This window comes from Bacillus cereus group sp. BfR-BA-01311, from assembly GCF_022664295.1.
Taxonomy (GTDB): domain Bacteria; phylum Bacillota; class Bacilli; order Bacillales; family Bacillaceae_G; genus Bacillus_A; species Bacillus_A cereus.
In genome coordinates this window covers 96,096-120,475 of the sequence record NZ_JAKUHC010000008.1, presented here as the reverse complement: position 1 = coordinate 120,475, position 24,380 = coordinate 96,096, and the positions used below count along the sequence as shown (strand labels likewise).

The following is a 24,380-nucleotide window of genomic DNA, read 5'->3' as shown; positions in this document are numbered from 1 at the left end:
CTTATTATTTCATACTCTCTACTGGCATTATACGTTTCAATATTTCTTCATAAGCATGTACCAAGTCCCCTTTGTTGTAACGAAATACATCTTTATCTAGAGATTGGTTTGTTTCTATATCCCAAAGACGCATACCATCTGGAGAAATTTCATCTCCTATTACCAACTCACCTGCTGCATTTCTTCCCATTTCGAACTTAAAGTCAACTAATTTTACTCCTCTTTCCAAAAGAAAACCCTTTAAAATAGCATTTAATTCAAAAGCTATCTCTCTTATAACTTCTATTTCTCTTTTAGTAGCAATGCCCATTGCAACAATGTAATCGGAATTCATCATCGGATCGTTTGAATATTTGAGGTCTAACTTTAAAATAGGCTGATTAAAAACTTGTCCATATTGGATAGGATAATTCCTTACAATTGAACCAGCTGCAATATTTCGAGGAATTATCTCCAATTTAATCATATCTAATTTGTTAACTTTCATTCTCCCCATTCCTATATTGGATATATAATGATTCGGTACCCCTTTTTTATGGAGCAACTCAAATATGTGAGAAGAAAATTCACATCTTAGTATTCCAGTTCCTATAATTCGAGCATTTTTATTTTGTGTATAAGAAGATACACTATCCAAAAAATGCATGATAATTGAATCATTTTCCTCACCATGATACATCGATTTTGATTTACCACATGTATATAACAAACCGTTTTTTGTCATTAGATTCTATCCTTTCCCTTTATAAGTTATAGTCTTTATATAGAAAAAATCCCACGTAAAGTGTGTGCTACACCATCATTTTCATTTGTTGGTGCAATACAATTCGCTCTTAATTGCACATCTTTTCCAGAGTTCCCCATAGCAACCCCCATACCAACTAGTTCTAACATTCCAATATCGTTTTCTGCATCACCAAAGGCCACTATGTTTGAAAGTGGGACACTGTAGTGATTCGCTATCCACTTTACAGCCGCTGCTTTCCCTGCATTTTTACACAAAATTTCTAACCAAACTTTACGGGAGTCAGAAAATGTATAAATTAAGTGTTCCTTGAATTGTTTTTCCAAAATTCTGATAATAAATTCGGTATTCCCCCTAACGATCAACTTAGATAAATGGTCATCTAAAAAAGTAGATGGATATCCTATTGCATGTGGTGGACACCCCGCATCAATCCAACACTGTACATCTTTATCTATTACATCCACCCAAAATTCGTTATTTTTTTCAGCTAAAAAATTTTCAATGCTTTTTTCTTCTCTTAATACTTCAAATAATTTTTTCACTATGGAAATATCAATCATATTAGACGTAAGTATTTCACTTTTTCTATTATCAAAAATTAATGCCCCATTGTAACAAATGCTAGGAGTATCAAGTGCTAATTCTTTTAAATAAGTTTCTATATCTCTTGGTGCTCTTGCCGTTGCAAGAATAACAGGTATTTTCATTTGATTTAAAGATTGTATAGTCTTTAATGTCCTATTACTAATCTCTTTATTATTGTTTAGCAAAGTACCATCTAAATCACATATGACAACTTCAAACATAGAATTCATTTTAAGTAGCTCCTAAAAAAGAATTAAAACTTCTCTATTTATCTAATTATAGTTAATACTTAATTTGATATTTATAAAACAAGAAAGTATCCACCACTAAATATTTTTTATCTAATGGTGGATACTCTAAGTTTGTACAAAATCTACAATTTATGTTTATGCTGCTTTGTTTAATCCCTGTTTCTGATTTAGCACTGAAAATCCGTATTTTACAAATGTTTCTTTTACTTGGTCCGTTTGAAGATAGTTATAATATTCTGTAGTTTCAACTGGAGACGGTGTCGCTTTAAGAACACCCATTGGATAAATAATAGGATCATGTAAACTAGAATCTGCTGTATCAACTATTTTTACTTGAGGTGAAATGAGTGCATCTGTCTTATACACAAGCCCAGCATCAACTTGCTTCGTTTCGATCAACGACAATACATGTCTTACGTCAGTTGCTAATACAAATTTAGGTTTTAAAACTTCATACAGGTTCAGCCCTTCAAATACTTGTTTTGCATACATTCCAGCAGGTACTGTTGCAGGATTACCAATAGCTATCTTTTGCACATTATTTGTGTTCAAGTCTGAAAAACTATGCACAATATTATTTTCGATTGGTGTTGCCAATACTAATTCATTCCCTAAAAAATTAATAGCTTGGCTCGGATTGATATACCCCTTTTCAACTAGGGGCGTGAAATTTTTTTCGGCAGCAGAGATAAATAGATCTGCCGATTGACCTTGCTCAATCATTTGTTGAAGTGAGCCTGAACCACCGTAAGTGAAAGTAAACTTTACATTTCCATGAGTTTTCTCATAATTAGCTGTAACTTCCTCTAAAACATCTTTTAAACTTGCAGCAGCAAATACTTTTATCTCAGTTTTATTAACATTTTCTTCCGCCAGAGCAGGAGAGAATCCTGTAAAAATTGCGAGCATAAAAACAGAAACAGCACATAATAAAAATGATTTAATTGTTTTCATAATTTTTCTCCCTTCTTAATAAAAGACAATAAATAAATTACCTACAAAAAGTACTTTAGTATCTCCTCCTTTTACCAAAAGCATTACTTGTACAAAATTTAATTCTTGCAAACAGAACATACCACAACATTCTCACTATAGTTTAAATTCTAATTTTTCTATATTTTCAGATTTAATTTTTGAGAAACATTTGTACAATAATATCCACTCAATTTAAACAAGTAAAGTATTGTGGATCCTCATTTTTTTTGAAAAAATGTAATAAATGTTTATGAAATAACAATATCCCATGTCGAAATATGCGATTTTATTTCATAAGAGAAATTTTTTGCGAAAAAAAAAACTGAAAATACTCAAACTTAATTATATCTAGTTATCTTTAATTATGTTTAGTTATAATCCGTTATACATTGAAATCTGCGAAGAAATATATTCCAATTAAATCAAAATTATTGTATACTTCTTTTTGTATTTTCAGAATAATAAAAAAGGAGGTGTTACAATTGATTTCATATTAATACGTACTTACATTTACCAACAATAAATTCGAAATACTCAATGTGGAACATAACTTCAAATTAGTATGTTTTTAAAAGAAGTTTATTGGTTGGATAGTCTGTAGAATTTTATACTGGACTGGTTTCATTATAAGAACTACTACCTCCTTTCAGTTAAAAATACAGTCTATAAACATAAACCATTTACTTGTATATTAAATAACTTTCTAATCTATGAAGGAACAAACACAAAAGGCTTCTCTCCAAAATATTACTGTTGAAAATACGCCAGACACTAAGAATTATTTCAAGCATGTGGAAGATCACTAAATATATTATTTTTCCAATTTACAAACCACTAATCATTGGGAGAAAAATTATTTAAACCGCATTATAAAATACACTTAAGAACTGAATATATTAATTTTAAGTACAAGTTGCTACAAACTTATAAAAAAACGTTCTTAATACAGATCAATCACTACTATAACAATACCAATCTTAATAAAGAGGTGGATAAAAATGAAAACATTTGATAAGTATTGTTCCTTTACTTTCTTTTCATACTTTGCAACATTTGCTATTGTAGTTCCGCTAACCGGCCTTTTTTTAAATCAGTTACACTTTGGTAGCAAAGAGATAGGGATAATCCTTGGCATTTCAATTCTAGCCAGAATACTAGGACCATATGTATTCCTACTGATATCAAAACTAAATAGAAATTTAGCAAGCATATACCTTATACAATGCGTTCTCCTTTTAGTCGTTCTGTTTGTTGGTACTCAAGTTAAAAATAGCTTGGCTATAGTTATAGCACTCTCCTTACTAAATATTTTTTGGATATCTATTTTACCCAACATAGAAACCATTTCATTATCAAAATTAAATGGTGACATGAAACGATACTCAACCATTAGAATGTGGGGAAGCATCGGATTTATTTTCTTTTCAGTTTGGGCAAGTCATGCTCTTATTAAATTCGGCCCACTATCTTTTTGGTTTATATTAATATTTTTAGGGTTTATGTTGTTAATCTCCTCTATTCTACTAATTCGCCTTGAACCAATTGAGGTTACGAAAAAAAAATCAAAAAGTATTTTTATTGAAAGAAAACTTTTGCTTTTTTATTCTGTATTTTTCTTATTTGAATTAACACATGCACCTTATTATGGATTCTTTTCTATTAAGTTGTTGGAAAATAATTATACTGGTTTTGCAATAGGTTCATTAATTGCTTTTGCAGTTATATGCGAAATTGTTACTTTCGCTTATGGTCATAGGCTTCTAAAATATATGAATGTTTCATCTATTCTCTTATTGTGCTCTATTTTAGGTATTCTAAGATGGACATTAATAGAACTTTTTGTCGGAAGCATCACTTTATTAGTAATTTCACAGTTAATGCATGCTTTTACCTTTGCTTTATATCACATTTGTGCTATGAACATTTTAAGTTTAAATGCAGACCAAGATTTAATTAGCCAAAGACAAACTACCTACACAGTTCTTACCATGGGTATAGGTGCTGCATTAGGAGCTTACCTGTCCGGCTTGTTCTGGGACGTTAAAATTTTTAAATTCTCATCTTTCATATCAGTTGGAGTTAGTTCACTGGTTATTAGTATAATACTTGTTTTGTTAATAATGAAAAAAGAAGCAAACCAAGCCCTAAATACTCCTACCGAGAGTAATATGTAATTATATAGAGGACAATCCTTGTTGTAACAAACCTAAGAAAACCACATGCAAAACATTAAATAATACAGTTTAATCTTTAAAAACAAATTCTCTTATTCAATATCTAAATAATTTTCCTTAATTTTCAAAAATAAAATCATATCAGAATTTCTGTATTTAAAAGAAATTTTATCAATACCTTTTTTCAGTGAAAAAGTTTAACATATTAAAAAAGATTCCAGTATAACCCTTATATTGAATTTTTTTGATACCCAACCCTATTACTTTATAAGTGCCTTTTCATAGATCATAAAGGAGGATAATTATGTATAATCATGTGATACAGCTATTAGATCAAGCTAATATTTCTTATCAGCAATACGAGCATGAACCCAATTTGGATTATGATACAGATAGAGAAATACGAAAAAGATTTAATTTAGAAGGAGTTCCAAGTAAAAGTTTATTTCTAAAAGATAAAACCGGACATAATTATGTACTAGTTACGATTGAAGGCGAGAAATTAGATTCAAAATCAATGAAAGAACTAATTGGCAAGAGGGTTTCAATTTGTTCAGCTGAAGAGTTGATTGAAAAGACTTCCTGTGTCCCCGGTTGTGTAGCCCCTTTCGGATATCAGGATGAGGTTACCCTTATTATAGATAAAAAGATCTATAATTATAATAAATTTCTACTATCTCCAGGCGTACCTGAGTTAACAATTGAGATACACACAGAGGATATCAATAAAATTTTAAATATAGTGAAAAACAACATTTTAATTTATGAAAACAATCAATGATTTTATACTCACAATAAGGAGGGATTACAGTGGTAATCCAATTAACCAAATCTTATTTGTATAATCAAAATAGAATTCTTGATGAAAAGAACAACGATTTCTTAGAAAACTGGAAAATAAACGCTTACAACAGTTTCCACAAAAGTATTATGGATAATTCTAAACCGTTTCCTTGCTATTTTGCAGTAGATTCCGAAAAACATGGTTGGTCCAGATATCTTTTTATTGATTCAGCTTATGATCAAAAAGAGCTACTAAAGCTTAGAGATGGAATTTATGAATATATAAAGACATATCAGCAAATTGCAAAACGGACCACGCTAGTAATCTTCTTCAAACCCTCAAGTAAGCAATTACTAGCAGAAGAATATAAAAAACAATTTTGGAATGTACTACAATTTTTAATCGAAAATGATCCTGAACCATGGAATCCAGAAATCCCAACAGATCCTTACCATGCTAAATGGGAATTTTGTTTTGCTGGAGAACCTATATTTGTAGTTTGCCGAGCACCTATATATGCTGAAAGACAAAGCAGATATACAGAGAACGGTCTTGAAATTACCCTTCAACCCCGCGGAACCTTAGATGATATTACAGGTGATACCAAACAAGGAAAACAAGTCCGTAAAGTTATTAGGAAACGCTTATTAGCCTACGATAATATTTCAATGCATCCAGATATAGGTGATTATGGTGCTGAAAATTCACATGAGTGGAAACAGTATATTTTGCCTGAAACAAATGAAGAAAGCGTAATGAGATGTCCGATTACAGGTGTAAAAAAACATGATTAGCATGATCTTTAGTTATATATTGTTAGGTGTTTCCCTTTCTGCTCCTGTGGGTCCAATCAATGTGGCTCAAATAAATAAAGGTATTAAAAATGGATTTTGGAGTGCTTGGTTTGTTGGATTAGGTGCCATGTCAGCTGATGTAATTATGATGTTACTCATTTATTTTGGGGTTTCCACTTTTTTAACAACTCCAATTGCTCAACTCTGTATTTGGATTTTTGGTTTTATTACCATGCTTTACTTAGGATATGAAAGTATTAAGGATGCTCCTAAACAAGTGCATCATTCCTTAACTGGGGAAAAAGAACATCCTCTCAAATCTTTTTTAGCAGGATTTGCAATTGCAATTTCAAATCCATTAAACATTGTATTTTGGATAGGAATTTACGGTTCTGTTCTTACTAGTGCAATAAATACAATTGGAAAAGAACAAGCACTATGGTATAGTACAGCTATTTTTGCAGGTATTATGCTATGGGATTTATTCATGGCTACATCCATACATTTTGGTAGACGCTTTGTAAACGCTACTGTAATGAAATGGATTTCCATTTCAGCAGGTGTTATTTTAATTTGCTTTGGTATTTATTTTGGCTATGAGGCTGTACTAATAATCCAACAGTTAATTTAAATAAAGTTGCGAAAATACCCCTTTGGAGTTGATGATCCAAAGGGATATTTTTCATTCTTAAGTTTGCAACTGATTGGTTTGAATGTAAGCTCAATTATGTTTATAAAATTTTTCACGGTTTGAACTCATTTAAAGTGTACATTTTCTGGGGGTTTTTTAGCATATATACAGCAATTAAATCTCCCTTACCTCCTGTTTTTATAGTGCCTTTACATAGAGTTTTAATTACATTACCCTTCATGTTTGGTATAAAGCTGTGTGTTTTGTATACTCAAAACTTGCGTTAAAAGGGGACAATTATTGTTAACTTCTGACCCTTTATTCTGATTTGAGCAATGTATACTAAATATGGAGGTAAATTAATGTATGTGCCAACAAGGCTGCTAATATTATGGTAACTGATGAAAGGGGATTTTATAATGAGCAATTCAAAAAAGTGGAATCAGGTAGATACATATATTACAAATCAATTGTTACCCCAAGACCCAATTTTTGAAGAAATATTGGCAACGAATGCCGAGGCTGACTTACCAGCAATAGACGTTGCTCCCAATCAAGCAAAATTTCTTCACTTACTAGCATTAATTCAAGGAGCTAAAAGAATATTAGAAGTTGGAACTCTAGGCGGCTACAGTACTATTTGGTTAGCCCGATCCTTACCAGAAGATGGGCACTTAGTTACTCTTGAATTAGAAAATCACCATTCAGAAGTTGCAAAATTGAATATCGAAAGGGCTGGCCTATCTAATTTAGTAGAGGTGAGAACTGGACCTGCTCTTGAAACAATGTCGAACCTGTATAATGAAGGAGCCGAGCCATTTGACATAATTTTCATTGACGCCGATAAACAAAATAACGCGGAATATTTGAAATGGGCACTTAAATTATCTCGAAAAGGTACTGTAATTATAGGGGACAATGTAGTTCGAAATGGAGAGATAGTAAATTCTATTAGTACCGATTCTAATGTTCAGGGAGTTCGCCATTTTTTTGATACTCTTGCATCTGAACCGCAATTATCTTCAACGGCAATACAAACTGTAGGAAGCAAGGGATATGATGGATTTAGTATAAGTGTAGTACTTTGATATTCAGAATATTCAATAATTATAGTTTGTCAACCTTTTTTATAAAAGAATGATTCGCGTGAATATAGAAAAATACAGCTTGTTCAATCGTTCTTTCAAAATATACTTTCTCTACTTTCCTCTTTCACCAAGAGTTATTAAGTTAATTTAATCCAATTTTATTCAAAAGCTACACCAACATTTATTATAAGAAATCTGCTCTATAAACTTTGAAGAAATAAAAAGAAAAAGAGTGTTTTGAAAAAAATTTTTATCAAGACACTCTTTTTTATTTAATTGAATTGTTCTTTTATAGAATTATTTAATAGTTTTTTATTTAGAGTCAACTTTTTCATTTTACAATAGTTAAGCATTCCATATCTAATAATTTAAAAATATATTGATGGATTTTTAAACATTTAATTATGACTTAGGCTGTATAATTCAGAAAGTTTCTCCAACTTATTTATGATCTCTATTTCATATTCTATATCCATTGGAATACTTTCTTTAGAAAATGGCGCTAATTCTGGATGATGTCCAACCATTACTGAATATGCAGCATGTTCGAACATACTTATATCATTCGCATCATTTCCAAAAGCTACATATTCCCCTTCTTTGACCCCTAATACCTGTAGTGCATTCCATTTATGAATACCTTTTGGACTAATGTCTATTACATTCTCATTTCTATGTTTATGCACAACAACATCTAATAAACTTAGACTCTGTGATAATTCTTCCATATTGCTCGCTGTAAGGATTAAAATCTTAACTATCGAATTTAAAGAAGTCACCTCAACAGATTTAGCAAGTTTAGCTGGATCTAGATTATTAAGTATAGAATGATTATCCGGACCAGTATATGCATAATCCCAATCACCGTCAATTAAATAAGTTGCTTGAAATTCATTTATCAAAGCAAGAATCTTTTTTAGTTGCGATTTCTCAAACTCTTTTGAATAAATTAATTTTCCGTTTTGAGAAATTAAAGAACCATTTCCGCCAATCAATGTATATTCGTGAAAGCGCGGATGTATCACAGGTAGCATGTCACGAATAGGTCTTGCAGAAGCAAATATAACTTCGTGACCATTTTTACTAATGTTATCTAAACATGCAAGAATTTTTTCTGAAACTGGTTTTCCCTTAAAACAAATTGTACCATCTAAATCAAAGACAAATTTCAAAATTTGCACTCCCCTTCTTACTTCTCCTAGATTATATAATAACTCAAAAATAAACAAAGTGATTTTACTTTAAGTTACTCACAGTTATTCACTCTACCCAATGCTGATCTATCATCTACCTTCCCCTCTGCTTATCTATAATGTCTTTAAAATAAATCAAACATAAATTTAATAGACTATGTAGATTTTTCAAATTATTAACAAAGAAAACATATCATATCAATTCTATTAATTGCAAAATTATTTTTTTCTTTGTTTTCAGGATAAAAACCTTTTGGTAGCTTTATTTCTTAGTTACAACCCTTGATAGCCTTACAATTTAATAAAAGATTTTCACTTCATTAATCATAAAAATTATCATCTTAACAAACAAAATAAAGAATATTCCGAATTGATTAAACAAATATATATCCAGTTATGTTTTGTTATATTTAGTTATGTTTCGTTAAAATAAGTATTGTTTTATATCTAAAATTATTGTTTAATATAATTTAGTTATAACTGGAAAATAGGTCCATATCTATAAATATATATTTTTCAACCATTTTTTCTCTTTTCTCTTCCAGCAACCAGATCACTCACAATAATATGAAATATCAATTACAAGAAAATTAATATTACAAATAAAAGTGAATCTAGGAGTGGCGAAATGACTAACAGTACTATAAAAAAAATCATCGAAGATAGATATAAATTTTATACAGCGGCCTTAGCTACAGAAAATATTATTTGGGATAATGAACTCAATGCGTGGCTTGTTTTTGATTACACCAATATCACTCAACTACTAAAAGATTCTCGATTAAAGGCTAATCGAAAAAAACAATTCATCGAAAAGCTAGATATACCTGTTGAGTATAAAGATAAACTCTCTAATTTTTACTCTAGATGGTTAATGTATATGGATAATCCTGAGCATAAGGAATTACGTAAACACGTACAAGTACCTATCAATTTAACAAACTCTATTATAGAAGAGTTAGCTAAATCTTCTACACTCAAAGTATTGAATTCTCTGAATAAAGATAATGAATTCATTGACGTTATTAATGAAATAGCTATACCGTTTACAGAAAACACTCTTGCTAATTTATTGGGCCTAGATGTAAACGATTATAAATTAATTCTACAAGAAGCTTTCAAAGCTGTGGATTTCCTTTGGATTCCGGTTCCTAGTTTCGAAGACTCACAAAAAACTGTTCACTCTATTGATAAAACCTATAGTATTATTTCTGAAATTCGTGACCAACAAAGATACGAAAAAAACGGTTTATTCGATTTAATACTGAAAAATGTAGATCAAGTAGAAGATAGTTTAGCCCTAATCGCGAATGTAACAGTAGATGGACATGAACCATTTCTTAGTGCTGTAAAAACATTAATGTATCTTTACATACAAACGCAGAATGATAAATTACCTCATAATAACCCTTACAGTTTACTAACATTAGAAAATATAGTTGAAGAATCTTTAAGAATGGAATGCCCTTTTCCCTATTGTGCACGTGTTGCTAATGAAGATATACCTTTAGAAGATAAACTCATTAATAAAGGTGATAGAATTATTTTGTTTATCTCTTCTGGAAATAGAGATCAGAGTAAATATGAAAACCCAAATGAATGCCAAAAACGATCAAACACCCCTCCAATCTTAAGTTTTGGAGCTGGTTCTCATTACTGTGCTGGTGCAAATCTAACAAGAAAATCACTAAAAGTATTTTTAAATACCATACAACCTTTTATAGAAGATAAGTCACTTATTATTGACGATCTAGAATGGAACGATACTTTTGGATTTAGAACAATTTCAACTTTGAAAGTCACAATAAAAACGAAGTATCCAGTTAATCTATAAAAAATTTGAACAGAGGAGACTTATGTCATGACAGAATGGATTTATACTCACTTTAATATGACACACTACAATACAACCATAAAAAAAGAATTACTAGCTGCTCTAACAAGTTTCTTCACTGTTTCTTATATAGTGATTGTAAATGCCTCCATATTAAGAGACGCAGGGATTAGTACAGAGGCATCTGTAGTAGCCACTACTCTAACATGCTTTTTAGGTTGCCTTATAATAGGTTTTTGGGCAAATTCCCCTCTCGTAATTATTCCTGGAATGGGAGAAAATATATTCTTTTCCTATACAATTGTTCAATCTTTAGGACTAAATTGGCAGGAAGCTTTAGGCGTCGTATTAGTATCAGGCATTATTTTCACACTGATTACATTTACACCTTTTTCTAGACTTTTAATCAACTCTATTCCACACTCCTTAAAAAATGCTATTACCGTAGGAATCGGCCTATTTTTGACCTTTATCGGACTTCAGAAAGGTGGACTTATTACAGATTCTTCTGTAACAATAATTGGATTGGATAACCTATTTAAAGCAAATACATTACTTACAATTTTCACACTGGCATTAGCTGTAATCCTTTTTATTTATAATATCAGAGGTGGATTTTTAATCGTTATAGGAATTAGCACATTGGTTGCAGCCCTTTGTGGCATAACAAAATTAGATCCTTCCTATAATATGGGGTCTTTATATGAGCATTACCCAGCTGTGTTTAATGCTTTTTCTTTTGCACAAGTAAAAAACGCCTCCTTTTGGACAGCTACCTTTTCTTTAACAATGATTCTATTATTTCAAAATCTAGGAACCATACAAAGTTTTGAAAATGACAATAAACGTTTCAATCGAGCTTATCAGGCAACCGGGATGTCGAACATTTTCGCTGGGGTTTTTGGTACTAGTTCTACTGTAGCTGGTTTAGAAAGTGCTGTGGGAATAGCGGCTGGTGCAAAAACTGGTTTATCCTCTATTTTTGTTGGCTTATTATTTCTCATCTCATTTTTCTTTATGCCTTTTATAAAAATGATTCCAGATGGAGCCGTTGCACCTATACTAATTATTATTGGAAGTTTAATGTTAAAAAGCATAAAAGAGATTGATTTTGAAGATTTCTCTGAATATTTCCCTGCTTTTCTAACAATTATTATGATCCCATTAACTTACAATATAGCTGATGGTATAGCTTTTGGTTTTATATTTTATCCAATAATAAAACTTCTAACTGGAAAAAGAAAAGAATTAAACAAAACCATTTGTGTTATCGGCCTATTATTCTTATTAAACTACCTACTATCTTATTAAATGGTGATTATTAACACAAAAAAAAACTGCTTTATAAAGCAGTTTTTTTTGTGTGTAAGGCCCATCTATAAATAGTTAACAAGTTTTTAATATCTTATTATTATAAATAAAAACAAGTTATTAAATCTACCTAAAAAGATTCATATATCGTGTTTCCTGTCAATGTTAAATCGTATCCTCCAATAGACTCTAGTTCCTGTTTAAAATCTGTTGAATGCAGTATTTCTTTAATCTCATTAATGATTTTAACATTACTCTCATTTTTTAAGATAATAAGATCATACTGTTCTTTTATTAATGGAACGAATTCAACCTTTGTAATATTGGCTACATTTTCAATCCCTATTCCCACATCCGCTTTATTCATAGCTACGCTAGTTGCAATACTAAAATGGCTATTTTCTTCGTAATCATAACCTTTAATATTTGTTCTATGTATATTATGAATACGTAACTGTTCATCTAATAAAACGCGTATACCCGCTCCAACTTCTCTATTCACTATCTTTACATCTTCTCTACATAAATCTTCCCAAGTTTTGATATTCTTTGGATTACCTTTTTGTACATAAAATCCTACATTTCTTAAAAGTAAATTAAAAATTATATACTGGGAATTTGTTAAAATTCTTTTAGTGTAGGGAATGTTATATTCTTTAGTATCACCATCAAATAGATGTAGACTGACTATACTTCCTTCACCTTTATACAAACGAATCAAACTTGTAAGACTTCCATCATAAGCTCTTAGCATTCTTTCTCCCATACTACTCTCCATATATTTCCCTAGTATGTCCAATGCCATATCTTGCCCACTAATTACAATTACATTCGTTAAATTATGTTTTTCAGATAATTGAGCGGAATTTTTTAGGCTCCCTGTTTTACTTTGCTCTATGTATTTCTGTAGATCTTCTACATCAATTCGAACTTGCCTACCTATTCGATAAGATGGCAGTTCCCCTCTTTTGATAAGTTCATAAACAGTTAATTTAGATATTTTCAACTTCTTTGCAGCTTCTTCTGCTGTATATGACTCGTTCAAAGTTTCATTCCCCCAATCTCTTAAATTTATCATATAACATTTGTCTCTATTTTTCCAAGAAGTATATTTGCTGCAAAGTAAAATACACTTAAATTAATTTTTTATAAACTGAACCATTTCTTTCTTCTATCATGAACTGATTACATACTTAATTTTCATAAAAAATGCTGTTTTATAGTTTTTCTCATTGTTTTTCCCCATAAAAAAATATTTTAAAACTTCTCTTCACACGTAGTTAATTAAAACTTTAACGCCCTATATTTAGGGCCTTTATTTAATCTCAATTGAAGTTTTCATTAAGATACCTATAATTTATTTCTCAACATAATACACCTAGAATTTCCATTCAGTAAATGGTAATATATAGACATCTCAATTACGCTATTTCTTGTAGCTAGAGCTTGTTTCAGGGACAGGCTCTTTTTTTATTTTCTATATAAAGATCTAATAAAGAAATCTTAAATTAGTAACTGGTACTCTCCTTCAAATTTCCATTTAATATTTAACCTAATAATTAAAAATCATTCTGTAACCATAGAACTCTAACCTTTACTAATTCTTCAAAATCCCCTTAAATTCCATTTTTGAAATTGCAAAAAAGCATAACGTAAAGTTATGCTTTTTCCCATATAATCTTATATTATTTTAAGTGTACATCTTTCATGTACCATGTATAACTTTGTTGTAGAATGAACAACCTTCTTGTAAAGTATACAACTTTGTTGTCACTTCACACCTGTTCATAAAAACGTATCGTACTATCTATATCACGAACTGCGATTCCGATATGATCAATTGTTTTTTTCATTTTATTTCCCCTACTACTTTATTTTTTCTCATTATTAATAGTAACAAAAAAAGCTATAGAAACAAGTTCTATAACTTTTTTTATTTAACCTATTTTCTTATCCGCTCTAGTTGCTGGTTGAACTTGGTTTTTCACTTTTAAAATGCTAAGTCCATATCCGATAAATCCACCGATAATCGCTGGGAAGATCCAGCCTAATCCTACTTCCTGCATCGGAAGGAATTTAGTGAACACTTGGCTTACTACTTCAATGTTAACTCCAGCTGCACTTAATCCATCGAATAAGCTGATGATAAATGTTACGATTAAGCTCACTTGATAAACTTCAGCTCTTCCTTTGAATAATGAATGGAAGAATGTTAAGAAAATCAATACGATTGCTAGTGGATAAATTGCTGTTAATACTGGAACAGAAACTGCGATTAACTGTGTTAATCCTACATTTGCAACAATTGCACTAAATACACATAGCGTGATTGCAATTGCTTTGTAAGGAACATTTGGGAATAACTTATGGAAGAATGAAGAACATGCTGATACAAGTCCCACACTAGTTGTTAAACAAGCTACTGTAATCATTAATCCTAATAATACTCCGCCATATGATCCGAAATAGTAGTTAGAAACTTTCGCTAATACTTCTCCGCCGTTCTCTAAATGTCCAAGCTTTGCAACACTTGAAGCACCCATATAAGAAAGTGCTGTATAGATAATTGCTAAAATAGATGCTGCAATAATTGTCGCTTTTGCACAAACGACCATAATTTGTGTTTTCGTTTTCGCACCTTTTTCTTTAATAGCATTGATAATGATAATCCCGAATACGAATGATGCAAGCGTATCCATCGTTAAGTATCCTTCTTGGAATCCTTTAAAGAATGCATGTGATGTATAAGCTTCCACTGGTGCTTGCATATCTCCAATCGGATGTATAAAAGCAACGATTACTAAAATACCGATGAAAGTCAACTTAATTGGTGTTAAGATTTTTCCAACAATATCGACAATTTTCGCGGGATTTAGCGAAAAAAAACAAGTGATACTAAAGAATATAATTGTGAAAAGAATTAAAGGTGTAGAACCTACTCCTTCTGGCATAAACGGTTTAAGACCAATTTCATAAGAAACATTTCCTGTTCTCGGTATTGCAAATAACGGACCAATCGCTAAGTATAAAACTGTTGTAAACACAATCCCAAACACTGGGTGAGCACGACTAGCTAACGACTGCAAATCATCTTTACCTGAAAAACCAAATGCTAGCACACCTAGTAATGGTAATCCAACACCAGTTACTAAAAATCCAGCGTTAGCAATCCATACATTCTCTCCTGCTGATTGACCAAGCATCGCTGGGAAAATTAAATTTCCCGCTCCAAAAAATAGTGCAAATAACATTAATCCAATAACTACTATGAACGAAAACGGTACTTTATTCGCCATAATATAACCCCCATTCAAGTTTCCTTATCTCATTTTCCAATTTTAACTAATTGAATTTTCTGAATATTTAATTTAAGTATCAACTATTCTTGAACTCATTATAATTTGCTATATAATATTTTGCAATACTATTTTCGAACTTTTCTTTTATTTTATAAATATACATTTTTTAACATGAAAAATAGACTAAAAAACCAACATGGTCATCCATGTTGGTTTTTCCATTTACTATCATGAATTAAAATTTTGCTGCTACTTTTTTAACGTTTTCTAGACCTTCTTCAACAATTTGTTGTGAACGATCTGGATATTGATTGTGTCCTTCAATTACAACTGTCTCTGGATTTGTAATTCCCCAGAATCCAAGTACCGTTGTTACGTAATTAACTGCCATTTCCATAGGAGCCATTTGCTCTGAAGAGTAATCTGAACCACGAGCACCTAACACAACTACTTTTTTACCACCAACTAAACCTTCTGGGCCATTTGCTGTATATTTAAACGTTTTTCCAGCTTGAGATAAGTATGAAATATATGTGATTAATGGCGCTGGTACTGTAAAGTTCCATAATGGGAATGCAAATACAACCTTATCAGCTTCTAAAAACTGATTTAAATATTGATCTACTGTAGCAACTGCCTTCTCTTCTTCAGCAGTTAACTCCATGCCTTGGCTACGTTTATATCCACCTGAAATCGCGATATTTCCGTAATAAGGAAGATCTAATGCAAATAAATCTAATTCCGTAATTTCTGTATTTGGATTTGCTTCTTTATAAGTACTTACAAATGTTTCATACATTTTTGAACTAACTGCTTGCTCCGCTGGACGATCGTTTGCTTTTACAAATAATACTTTTGACATTGTTTTATTCTCCTCTACTTTTGTATTTTCTTCTTTTTTACCAAATAACGAGCTAAATAATCCCATTTTTTTCACCTAAACTTTCTTATCATATTCATTATTCATCATCACAAAAATTCTTATTCTAAGAAAAAGTTCCAATAGATACCTTAAGTAAAGATACAAAAAACTTTTTGTTATTTAATTACCTTATGTAAGTGATTTTAATATAGTCACTTACTTTAGTCAAGTAACTTTTAATGAAAAATAAAATCTCAATTTAAAAATATTAACTAAAATACAATTGAACACCAAATACATCTTTATTACTTGTATAATAAACTTTGAGAGGAAAATTCATATATAGAAAGGATTTATTCATGAGCACTATAGAAAAGATTCAAACTTTTATTATTCTTTTTGCTGTTACATGCGGCATCGTACTCGGACAATTTAATATGATACATACGTATTCAGACAAATTTATTGTCCCCTTCTTATTTTTCATGCTATATGGATTATTCCTCAGCATTCCATTAAAAGAAATAAAAAACGGATTTCGCAATTTAAAATTTGCTGGAACAAGTCTTACTATTAACTTCTTATGGACACCTTTACTCGCTTGGGGGTTAGGAGCACTATTTCTTTCCGATCATCCAGCACTTTGGGTTGGATTTATAATGTTAATGGTTACTCCATGTACAGATTGGTACTTAATCTTTACTGAAATAGCGAAAGGTAATGTAGCACTTTCTACTGCAATTTTACCTGTAAATTTAATTTTGCAAGTACTGCTCCTTCCCATTTATTTATTTTTATTTGCTGGTGTCATGAAAACTGTAGCGATTTCTGTTTTAGTAGAAAGTATTGTTATCGTAATCGTCTTACCATTTATACTTGCACACGCTACAAAGTTCATTATGAATAAAATGAAAAAAGCTGAAACTCTCGAGAATAAACTCATTCCGTTTTTCAGCTCTGCTCAAATTGTATTTTTAAGTTTAGCAATAGTAGCGATGTTTGCATCACAAGGTAAATATTTACTGCAAAATATGAATGTCGTTTTATTATTACTCGTTCCTGTTCTATTGTTCTTCATCATTAATTTCTTACTAGGACAATTTATCGGGCGCATCATGCATTTATCTTACAAAGATACAGTAAGTCTAAGCTTAACAACGTTAGCAAGAAACTCACCTGTTGCACTCGCTATCGCTGTAACAGCTTTTCCAAACGAGCCTCTTATCGCACTTGCACTCGTTATTGGACCATTGATTGAGTTACCGGTACTAGCTTGTGTGTCACAAGTTTTGTTGCTTATTAAGAAAAAACGGCAATATGCATAATAAAAAACGTCCCATTTTGGGACGTTTTTTATTATGGAAAGATTACATACAACACTTACTTCTTATTTATCAATACAAATGAAATTACCGAAACTACAAACGTAATAATACCAATTATAAATTGATCGGCTCTAAAAATTTTATATGTTATAGAGAATTAACTTTTCGTTACATTAACAGATCCTTTCTAATTAAAAATGATAGGAAACGTAAATATAACGAAAGCTGCCCAAAGTCCGTATATTGGCAAATACTTCGTAACGGCATCTTGGATAGCTTTTGGTCCTGATTTATTTTGCAAGAAACGCATATAGGAAAACATAATCCAAATTAAATTTGCCCAGACCAGTATGTTTACACCTAAAACAGCAAGTCTATTAGGTGTAATCCCGTAAGAAGAAAGTCTGAATACTATGGCTGACAATGCGACAGTGTCAATAATAAGCGCCAGAACAATTAAGGAAAAATTTATATAATCTGAAATGTTCTTTTTCTCGTCCGAGTCACTCTCAACGATAGAAAATATAGTAACAGCCAATACGCCAAGCAGTATTCCGTTGAAGGCCATTAGGAAATTGCGATCCAAGAATGGATTTTTCCCGATCCAAATTACCGTTATAAGATAGATAAGCAACGTGATCAGGACGAGAGGACTAAAAATTTTAGATATGTATGGTGTAATATTTTTAGCAAGCTTAAGATTCATTGATACTAAGTATGCAGTCACAATAGCGAGAGCCGCTGCTCCAAATAAAACAACATTACTAAAATAGAATTCTCCTATATCTAAGTCAACAAAGCTAAATAAACGCATGGTGAATACCGCAAGTATCATTCCGCTCACTGCCATGCTCCCGTAGAGAAGACAATATTCTAAATTAAATTTAATATAGGCTAATCTTGTACTGCCTTTTGAATATTCATTTCCTGTAAATGCAAGCCCTACTAAGACCCATAAAAATATAGGAAGATGTAAATACGCAAGTATGGTACTGTCTTTATAATTTACTGGCAGCGTATTAAGATAATACCCGGAAATTAGGAACAACGCTGCAAGGGAATAAATAATACTTTTTTTCGGAGTATTATTGTAAACAAAATAAGCAGCAATAAAGGGAATTACACCAAAAGCCAAGTTAATTGGAGCAATTGCTTCCTGCTCAACAAAGTGGAAAATGATCCTGGTGCTTATGCCGGCCAGAATAGCTAAAAGGCCCATGAATAAGAAACCTTTTTGAAACAAAGATGTTTTTTCTTTATTTACTTTCTCCTTGAAATGCAACCTTTCATACCAAGCACCTAGAACTTGAGAATCAGGGTTTTGGTCCCATGCTTGTGAGAATGCTTTTTTAAAAGCTTTCGGATCTTTTCTATACATCTTCTCCAACTCATGGGGGTTATCCATATTTTTAACAATCAAATTGTTAATGTTCATAGTTATACCTCCTCTAATTTTAAAAATAAGGTTGTTACCTTTTAACAAAAGCACCTCACTCATTTATTATGATTTTGATTTTAATACAAATTTTATCGTTTTACAATAAAAAATTATTATTTAAAGGATTTTTTTTATCGTTAAATTTTATATAAAAGAAAAACAAAAGAGCATGACAGTTTTATGTCATGCTCTTTTAACAAATTAATTCTCAAATACAAAATTAATCTTATTATCTTTCCACTCTAATTTCGCATCAAACGTTTTCTCGCCCTTTTTAAAGCCTTTAATTAAATCAGTCTTTTCACCTTTTAAGAGCTTTGTCATATTCTTTTGCGAAATTGTTTTACTTAATATCTTCTTTGAAATGGTGAAATCACATTGCGTTGTATTATAGTTAGAACAACCGTAAAACGTTGACTTATCAATTACATCGCCATCACATTTTTTACAGCTACCAACCTTTTTACCCGTTGTAAATTTCGATCCTTTTCGTTCAATCGATTCAACATGTAGTCCAGTGAAATCCCACTTCTCAGACATTTCCACTGCATCTTCAATAATTTTAGCTGATAGCTTTTTCGTCTGTTCCATAAATGTAGCTGGTGAAGCTGTACCTTCACCAATTTCCGCAAGACGTTGTTCCCATTTCGCAGTCATTTCTGGTGAAGCTAGTATTTTATCACCAATTGCGGTAATTAATACTTTTCCTTTATCAGTCGCATACACTTGGTTTTTCTTTACATCTATATACTTACGGTCTTTCAGCATCGTAATAATACCTGCGCGAGTCGCTTCCGTACCTAAACCTTCTGTTTTCTTTAATACTTTCTCCAGCTCTTCATTCTCTAAATACTTACCAGCTGTTTTCATTAACGTAATAAGTTGTCCTTCTGTATAGCGCTTCGGTGGCTGTGTTTTTCCTTCTTTCACTTTCACCTTTACAACTTTTCCTTCTTCGCCTTCAGCTACAATTGGAAGAATGGTTTCGTCATCTTTATCGTCTTGGAAAATAACTTTACGCCAACCTTCTTGAATTTGCTGTTTTCCTTTTGAAATGAATTCAGCACGTTCATCTACAAGCGTTACAATCGTTGTATAGTCAAAGATTGCAACTTCATAATGAGCTGCAATAAGCCTTCTTACGATCATATCGTATATTTTCTTTTCATCACCTGATAGTCTGCTTGGGTTTGTAACTTGCTCTGTCGGAATAATTGCGTAGTGATCTGTTACTTTCTTTTCATTTACATAACGCTTGTTATTCATAATGGATTCAACCGGAGCCGGTAATAAGCCTTTATATTCATCAAACTGACTTAACTTCTGTAAAATATCAGGGAACGTCGCTGCTTCTCCTTGTGTAACATAGTTAGAATCTGAACGTGGATAAGAAACAATCCCTTTTTGATAGAGTGCTTGCGTTATATCAAGCGTCTTTTTCGGTGAAAACTTAAAGGCTTTATTTGCCGTTGCTTGCAGTGATGATAAGTTAAATAAAAGTGGCGGCTGAAACTCTTTACGCTCCGTTTTCATTTCCTTCACAACAGCCGGTTTTCCTTGGCAAAATGCCGCAATTTTATTCGCCATATCAGGGTCTTTTAAGCGGGATTCATTATCCTTTTCCCATTTTCCGTCATATTTCTTTCCTTCTATATTAAAGGTTGCAAACACTTCCCAGAAAGGCTCTGACTTAAAGTTTTCAATTTCTTTCTCTCGCTTTACAATCAATGCTAACGTTGGTGTCTGGACACGACCAGCAGAAAATACATCATTCATTCCTTTTTTCTTTAGCAAAATACTAAAGACACGTGATGCATTCATACCAACAACCCAGTCAGCACAAGATCTTGTGTATGCTTCGTAATACGTATTAATTGTATCTGATTCATCAAGTAGATTTTTAAACCCTTGGTAAATAGCTTGCTTCGTTAAAGACGAAATCCATAGACGCTTCATCGGCTTTTGCACGTTACAAAGATTAATAATATTTCGTACGATCAGTTCCCCTTCACGCCCAGCATCGCCTGCGTGAATAATTTCTGTTACCTGTGGATTATGTAACAGCTGTTTCACAACGTTAAACTGTTTATACTTCGACTTTGTTACTTCAAATTGAAAACGCTCTGGAATCATCGGTAACGTATTAAGTGACCATTTTTTCCACTCTGCGTGATAATGCTCTGGATTACATAACTGCGTCAAATGACCAATTGCCCATGTACAGTACGCTCCATTTGGAAATAACTCATTCGCTTCTACCTCTAAATATCCATCTTTCCGGCGATATTTAAACTGTGAAACAAGAGCCAACCCTTGATCTGGTTTCTCGGCAATAATTAATTTCATTTTATAACTCCCTATCTGTATTCCAGTGTTACTTTCATTGTCTATATGTTTAGAAGCGATGATAAAACAACAATCTTATTTATCATTCGCGGTTTGTCTCGCAAATGGGAGACCTATAATATTATACGCTTATTCTTTATGGCTTCACAATAGAAACTCATAATATAACAATTTCTTTCACATGCTTATAATTAAAAAAGACGCCCTAAAAAATCAAGCGTTCCTTTGCTTACATCTATGAAATTGTGCAGATAATATGCAAATATTAATAAGCATAAGTACCCTCCATATAAACATATGATGAAATGAACGATAGGACAAGGAGGTATCATAATGTTTGCTTATACGTTAACTACCTTAACACTTTGCTGTACTTCGATTCTTATTACATCCTATATTTCTAAACGTAAGGGTACCCTAATGGAGTATATGGTATTTATTATGTCTTTTAGTATGAGTATCGGTTTAAGTATTGTTTTTTACTTAGGCATTCTCTTTAAGGAGGAATTACTATATTCTACTTTGCTTGCTATTTCAATTAGTGGTTTTATCGGCTTTTTAATCGGTCTACGTTTTCACCTATATACCGCTTTAGAAGGAATGTTCTCTGGATTAATGGCAAGTATGATGGGAGCAATGATTACAGAAATGTTAAACGCTCAACAAGCTCATAGTATATTGTTCATTAGCCTTTTACTTACTATAACGATTACTATGTCCTGTGTGATTCAATTATTATCGGAGAACTTTTCTACTTTTATCCAACAGCGTTTTTTGTCATTACTTTCAATTAGTGTAGTAATTATCGTTGCCGTATTCGCGACATTCCCAGATCATACTCCCTCACCTACATCCGGGCATGATCAACACATACATTAGTACTTGCAACAAAAATGAATAAGCAGCTATCCATAGGATAACTGCTTAATATTACTCTGGCTTATTAGGAATGTTTCGGTTTGGAACATAATCCGATTTGTAATCTGTATATTTTACTTCTGTTACCATCCCAGCTGAAGCATGGTGTAAATCATGACAGTGGAACATCCAATCGCCCGGATTATCTGCTACAAAGGCTACTTCATATTCTTCTCCCGGTTTTAAGTTCAATGTATCTTTCACAATTGGAGAACCTTCTATCGGTTTTCCATCTTTACTCAATAACTGGAAGAAGTGACCATGTAAATGCATTGGATGATCGTCCATTTTAGAACCATTTACTAATTTTACTTTTACTAAATCACCCTTTTTTACTTGAATTGGGTCAATATCTGGAAATACCTTTCCGTTAATTGTATATACCATTTCATTTCCATTCATTTGCGTATTTAAGTCCATATTATATGTGGCAGTATACTGCTGATTTAACGTGAAACTACCTAATTTTTTAGCACCATATTTCGTCATATCTAATTTCGGTAATTTTTCTTTTTCATCTGCTTTATCTTTCATCTCTTTGCTGCCATCATATTCAATAACAGCTTTCATTCCTTTTGCACCTTTATTTTCTGAATGGTCTTCAACATACCATTTCCCCGAATTGTTAGCAGTAAATTCAACATCATAACGTTCACCCGGTGCAATTGAAATTACTTTATCCCCTATAACTTTTGGATCGTTTATTGGTTGACCATCTGTCGCAATTACTTTTATATCATGACCGTGAACATGTATATCATGTGATAGATAACCAGCATTAACGAGTCGAAGACGAACTTTATCTCCCTTATTCAGTTTCAATGGCACTACTAAATCACCGCTTTTTCCATTGATTGTGAATAAATCATACATACTCATATCATGACCTTCCATCTTCATATTTCCATGGTCCATTCCTGCCATATTGCCAGAGTCTTTTTGATCACTGCCCATGTCCATACCAGAATGAGCCATGCCGTTCTTATCATCATTCTTTTCCTCATTTTCATTACCTTTAGATTTATTACCTATTTGCCCTTTTGTCATTTCTTTTAACTGCTTATTCATTTCTTCTTTATCTGTAACCCATTCATCCAACATTAATGTGTAATCTTTATCATATTTTTCCTTTGTATCTTCTACAATAAGCGCTCCATACAAACCTCTATCTAATTGATTTACAGAATCTTGATGCGAGTGATACCAGTACGTTCCTGGTACGTTCGCTTCAAATTCGTAAGTGAAACTTTTTCCTGGTTCAACTGCATCTTGTGTCACACCTGGAATTCCATCCATGTTATTTGGGACAGGATATCCATGCCAATGAATAGATACTGGTGCAGATAATTCATTTTTTAATGTCACTTTCACCTTTTCACCTTTTTTCACCCGAATTTCTGGACCAGGAGATGAGCCATTAAATGTCCAGACTGGAACAACAACACCGTTACTTAATTTTTGCTTTTCTTCTTTCGCTATTAAAGTAACTTCTGGTCCTTTTTCAACCTTCAATGGTGTTATAGCTGTTTCAGTCTGTAGTGTTTTTTTATCATTCATATTTTTATGATCATTTGTTGTATTTGTCGTCACAGAACAGGCAGCAATTAAAAATATTGCAGAGACTGTAATGACTGCTAATACAAATCGCTTCATGGAAAATCCCCCCTTTTTCTTTTTCAAAATCATTATAGAAGTTGATTTTCAAGAAAATAAGGAGATGTAATTAGATCTTACGTAAGCTAATTGGAAGATTACTAAAAGCGGAGACATTACAAGAGGCGAATATTTTAAAAATACATAATGCTTTCCTTGTAGCGACTATAT

The 24,380-nt window shown here is 31.9% G+C and carries 19 protein-coding genes and 1 pseudogene; 9 read left to right on the top strand and 11 right to left on the bottom strand.

Translation table 11 applies throughout. The annotated features are described in order from the left end of the window. Positions 1–4 precede the first annotated feature (4 nt). From MR136_RS19090 to modA, 3 genes are all read right to left on the bottom strand, one after another. Positions 5–724 carry a phosphoribosylaminoimidazolesuccinocarboxamide synthase gene (locus MR136_RS19090; protein WP_000164571.1) on the bottom strand — a complete coding sequence of 240 codons (720 nt, stop codon included), beginning with the start codon at positions 722–724 and terminating at the stop codon, positions 5–7. A 35-nt stretch (positions 725–759) separates the two neighbouring features. Further along, positions 760–1,563 carry a Cof-type HAD-IIB family hydrolase gene (locus MR136_RS19085; protein ID WP_001087478.1) on the bottom strand — a complete coding sequence of 268 codons (804 nt, stop codon included), beginning with the start codon at positions 1,561–1,563 and terminating at the stop codon, positions 760–762. A gap of 156 nt (positions 1,564–1,719) precedes the next feature. Further along, on the bottom strand, positions 1,720–2,538 hold the full coding sequence (gene modA / locus MR136_RS19080; RefSeq protein ID WP_017673918.1) for a molybdate ABC transporter substrate-binding protein: 819 nt from the start codon (positions 2,536–2,538) through the stop codon (positions 1,720–1,722). A 1,019-nt stretch (positions 2,539–3,557) separates the two neighbouring features. Here modA and MR136_RS19075 point away from each other — a divergent pair. The 5 genes from MR136_RS19075 to MR136_RS19055 all read left to right on the top strand — a co-directional run bounded on the left by MR136_RS19075 (position 3,558) and on the right by MR136_RS19055 (position 8,030). Next, positions 3,558–4,733 carry an MFS transporter gene (locus tag MR136_RS19075; RefSeq protein WP_103621451.1) on the top strand — a complete coding sequence of 392 codons (1,176 nt, stop codon included), beginning with the start codon at positions 3,558–3,560 and terminating at the stop codon, positions 4,731–4,733. Between the two features lie 304 nt (positions 4,734–5,037). Beyond that, positions 5,038–5,514 (top strand): YbaK/EbsC family protein, encoded by a 477-nt coding sequence (locus MR136_RS19070; RefSeq protein WP_000282322.1) that lies wholly within the window; start codon positions 5,038–5,040, stop codon positions 5,512–5,514. 29 nt (positions 5,515–5,543) lie between these two features. Beyond that, a complete protein-coding gene (locus MR136_RS19065; RefSeq protein ID WP_017673922.1) occupies positions 5,544–6,311 on the top strand; it encodes a YqcI/YcgG family protein in 768 nt (255 codons plus the stop codon). Further along, on the top strand, positions 6,304–6,942 hold the full coding sequence (locus MR136_RS19060) for a LysE family translocator (protein WP_078421669.1): 639 nt from the start codon (positions 6,304–6,306) through the stop codon (positions 6,940–6,942). Before MR136_RS19065 ends, MR136_RS19060 begins: the two co-directional genes overlap by 8 nt. 419 nt (positions 6,943–7,361) lie before the next feature. Further along, positions 7,362–8,030 (top strand): O-methyltransferase, encoded by a 669-nt coding sequence (locus MR136_RS19055; RefSeq protein ID WP_017673924.1) that lies wholly within the window; start codon positions 7,362–7,364, stop codon positions 8,028–8,030. A gap of 398 nt (positions 8,031–8,428) precedes the next feature. Here MR136_RS19055 and MR136_RS19050 read toward each other — a convergent pair whose 3' ends face one another. Next, complete coding sequence (locus MR136_RS19050) at positions 8,429–9,202, bottom strand: HAD-IIB family hydrolase (RefSeq protein WP_098771820.1); 774 nt, start codon at positions 9,200–9,202, stop codon at positions 8,429–8,431. 649 nt (positions 9,203–9,851) lie between these two features. Between MR136_RS19050 and MR136_RS19045 the strand changes: the two genes are divergently transcribed. Further along, on the top strand, positions 9,852–11,057 hold the full coding sequence (locus MR136_RS19045; RefSeq protein WP_103621449.1) for a cytochrome P450: 1,206 nt from the start codon (positions 9,852–9,854) through the stop codon (positions 11,055–11,057). Positions 11,058–11,084: 27 nt separating this feature from the next. Next, on the top strand, positions 11,085–12,368 hold the full coding sequence (locus tag MR136_RS19040; protein WP_061457053.1) for an NCS2 family permease: 1,284 nt from the start codon (positions 11,085–11,087) through the stop codon (positions 12,366–12,368). A gap of 130 nt (positions 12,369–12,498) precedes the next feature. Here the strand turns inward: MR136_RS19040 and MR136_RS19035 are convergent, their stop codons facing one another. From MR136_RS19035 to MR136_RS19020, 4 genes and pseudogenes are all read right to left on the bottom strand, one after another. Continuing rightward, positions 12,499–13,446, bottom strand: a complete 948-nt coding sequence (locus tag MR136_RS19035; RefSeq protein WP_031312318.1) for a substrate-binding domain-containing protein — start codon at positions 13,444–13,446, stop codon at positions 12,499–12,501. A 700-nt stretch (positions 13,447–14,146) separates the two neighbouring features. Next, a pseudogene (locus MR136_RS19030) lies at positions 14,147–14,221 on the bottom strand (VOC family protein); the annotation flags it as partial. A gap of 84 nt (positions 14,222–14,305) precedes the next feature. Then, positions 14,306–15,664, bottom strand: a complete 1,359-nt coding sequence (gene brnQ / locus MR136_RS19025) for a branched-chain amino acid transport system II carrier protein (protein WP_001284786.1) — start codon at positions 15,662–15,664, stop codon at positions 14,306–14,308. 238 nt (positions 15,665–15,902) lie between these two features. Further along, entirely contained in the window at positions 15,903–16,595 is a 693-nt protein-coding gene (locus tag MR136_RS19020) for an FMN-dependent NADH-azoreductase (RefSeq protein ID WP_000522517.1), read from the bottom strand. A 293-nt stretch (positions 16,596–16,888) separates the two neighbouring features. On the opposite strand from MR136_RS19020, the gene MR136_RS19015 reads away from it, so the two are divergent. Further along, positions 16,889–17,854 (top strand): arsenic resistance protein, encoded by a 966-nt coding sequence (locus tag MR136_RS19015; protein WP_000103810.1) that lies wholly within the window; start codon positions 16,889–16,891, stop codon positions 17,852–17,854. Between the two features lie 187 nt (positions 17,855–18,041). Here the strand turns inward: MR136_RS19015 and MR136_RS19010 are convergent, their stop codons facing one another. Both MR136_RS19010 and topB read right to left on the bottom strand, forming a co-directional pair. Continuing rightward, complete coding sequence (locus tag MR136_RS19010; protein WP_078421605.1) at positions 18,042–19,289, bottom strand: DUF4153 domain-containing protein; 1,248 nt, start codon at positions 19,287–19,289, stop codon at positions 18,042–18,044. Positions 19,290–19,493: 204 nt separating this feature from the next. Next, positions 19,494–21,638, bottom strand: a complete 2,145-nt coding sequence (gene topB / locus MR136_RS19005) for a DNA topoisomerase III (RefSeq protein WP_000766771.1) — start codon at positions 21,636–21,638, stop codon at positions 19,494–19,496. Between the two features lie 333 nt (positions 21,639–21,971). Between topB and MR136_RS19000 the strand changes: the two genes are divergently transcribed. After that, complete coding sequence (locus tag MR136_RS19000) at positions 21,972–22,517, top strand: hypothetical protein (RefSeq protein ID WP_017673929.1); 546 nt, start codon at positions 21,972–21,974, stop codon at positions 22,515–22,517. 51 nt (positions 22,518–22,568) lie between these two features. Here MR136_RS19000 and MR136_RS18995 read toward each other — a convergent pair whose 3' ends face one another. Further along, positions 22,569–24,209, bottom strand: coding sequence for a multicopper oxidase family protein (locus MR136_RS18995; RefSeq protein ID WP_088338954.1), 1,641 nt, complete (start codon positions 24,207–24,209; stop codon positions 22,569–22,571). Positions 24,210–24,380 lie beyond the last annotated feature (171 nt).

Bases quoted from the DNA above. Each gene is read 5' to 3' on its own strand.
- MR136_RS19090 (WP_000164571.1), bottom strand. From the start codon at position 724: ATGACAAAAAACGGTTTGTTATATACATGTGGTAAATCAAAATCGATG.
- MR136_RS19085 (WP_001087478.1), bottom strand. From the start codon at position 1,563: ATGAATTCTATGTTTGAAGTTGTCATATGTGATTTAGATGGTACTTTG.
- modA (WP_017673918.1), bottom strand. From the start codon at position 2,538: ATGAAAACAATTAAATCATTTTTATTATGTGCTGTTTCTGTTTTTATG.
- MR136_RS19075 (WP_103621451.1), top strand. From the start codon at position 3,558: ATGAAAACATTTGATAAGTATTGTTCCTTTACTTTCTTTTCATACTTT.
- MR136_RS19070 (WP_000282322.1), top strand. From the start codon at position 5,038: ATGTATAATCATGTGATACAGCTATTAGATCAAGCTAATATTTCTTAT.
- MR136_RS19060 (WP_078421669.1), top strand. From the start codon at position 6,304: ATGATTAGCATGATCTTTAGTTATATATTGTTAGGTGTTTCCCTTTCT.
- MR136_RS19055 (WP_017673924.1), top strand. From the start codon at position 7,362: ATGAGCAATTCAAAAAAGTGGAATCAGGTAGATACATATATTACAAAT.
- MR136_RS19045 (WP_103621449.1), top strand. From the start codon at position 9,852: ATGACTAACAGTACTATAAAAAAAATCATCGAAGATAGATATAAATTT.
- MR136_RS19040 (WP_061457053.1), top strand. From the start codon at position 11,085: ATGACAGAATGGATTTATACTCACTTTAATATGACACACTACAATACA.
- MR136_RS19035 (WP_031312318.1), bottom strand. From the start codon at position 13,446: ATGATAAATTTAAGAGATTGGGGGAATGAAACTTTGAACGAGTCATAT.
- brnQ (WP_001284786.1), bottom strand. From the start codon at position 15,664: ATGGCGAATAAAGTACCGTTTTCGTTCATAGTAGTTATTGGATTAATG.
- MR136_RS19020 (WP_000522517.1), bottom strand. From the start codon at position 16,595: ATGGGATTATTTAGCTCGTTATTTGGTAAAAAAGAAGAAAATACAAAA.
- MR136_RS19015 (WP_000103810.1), top strand. From the start codon at position 16,889: ATGAGCACTATAGAAAAGATTCAAACTTTTATTATTCTTTTTGCTGTT.
- MR136_RS19010 (WP_078421605.1), bottom strand. From the start codon at position 19,289: ATGAACATTAACAATTTGATTGTTAAAAATATGGATAACCCCCATGAG.
- topB (WP_000766771.1), bottom strand. From the start codon at position 21,638: ATGAAATTAATTATTGCCGAGAAACCAGATCAAGGGTTGGCTCTTGTT.
- MR136_RS19000 (WP_017673929.1), top strand. From the start codon at position 21,972: ATGTTTGCTTATACGTTAACTACCTTAACACTTTGCTGTACTTCGATT.
- MR136_RS18995 (WP_088338954.1), bottom strand. From the start codon at position 24,209: ATGAAGCGATTTGTATTAGCAGTCATTACAGTCTCTGCAATATTTTTA.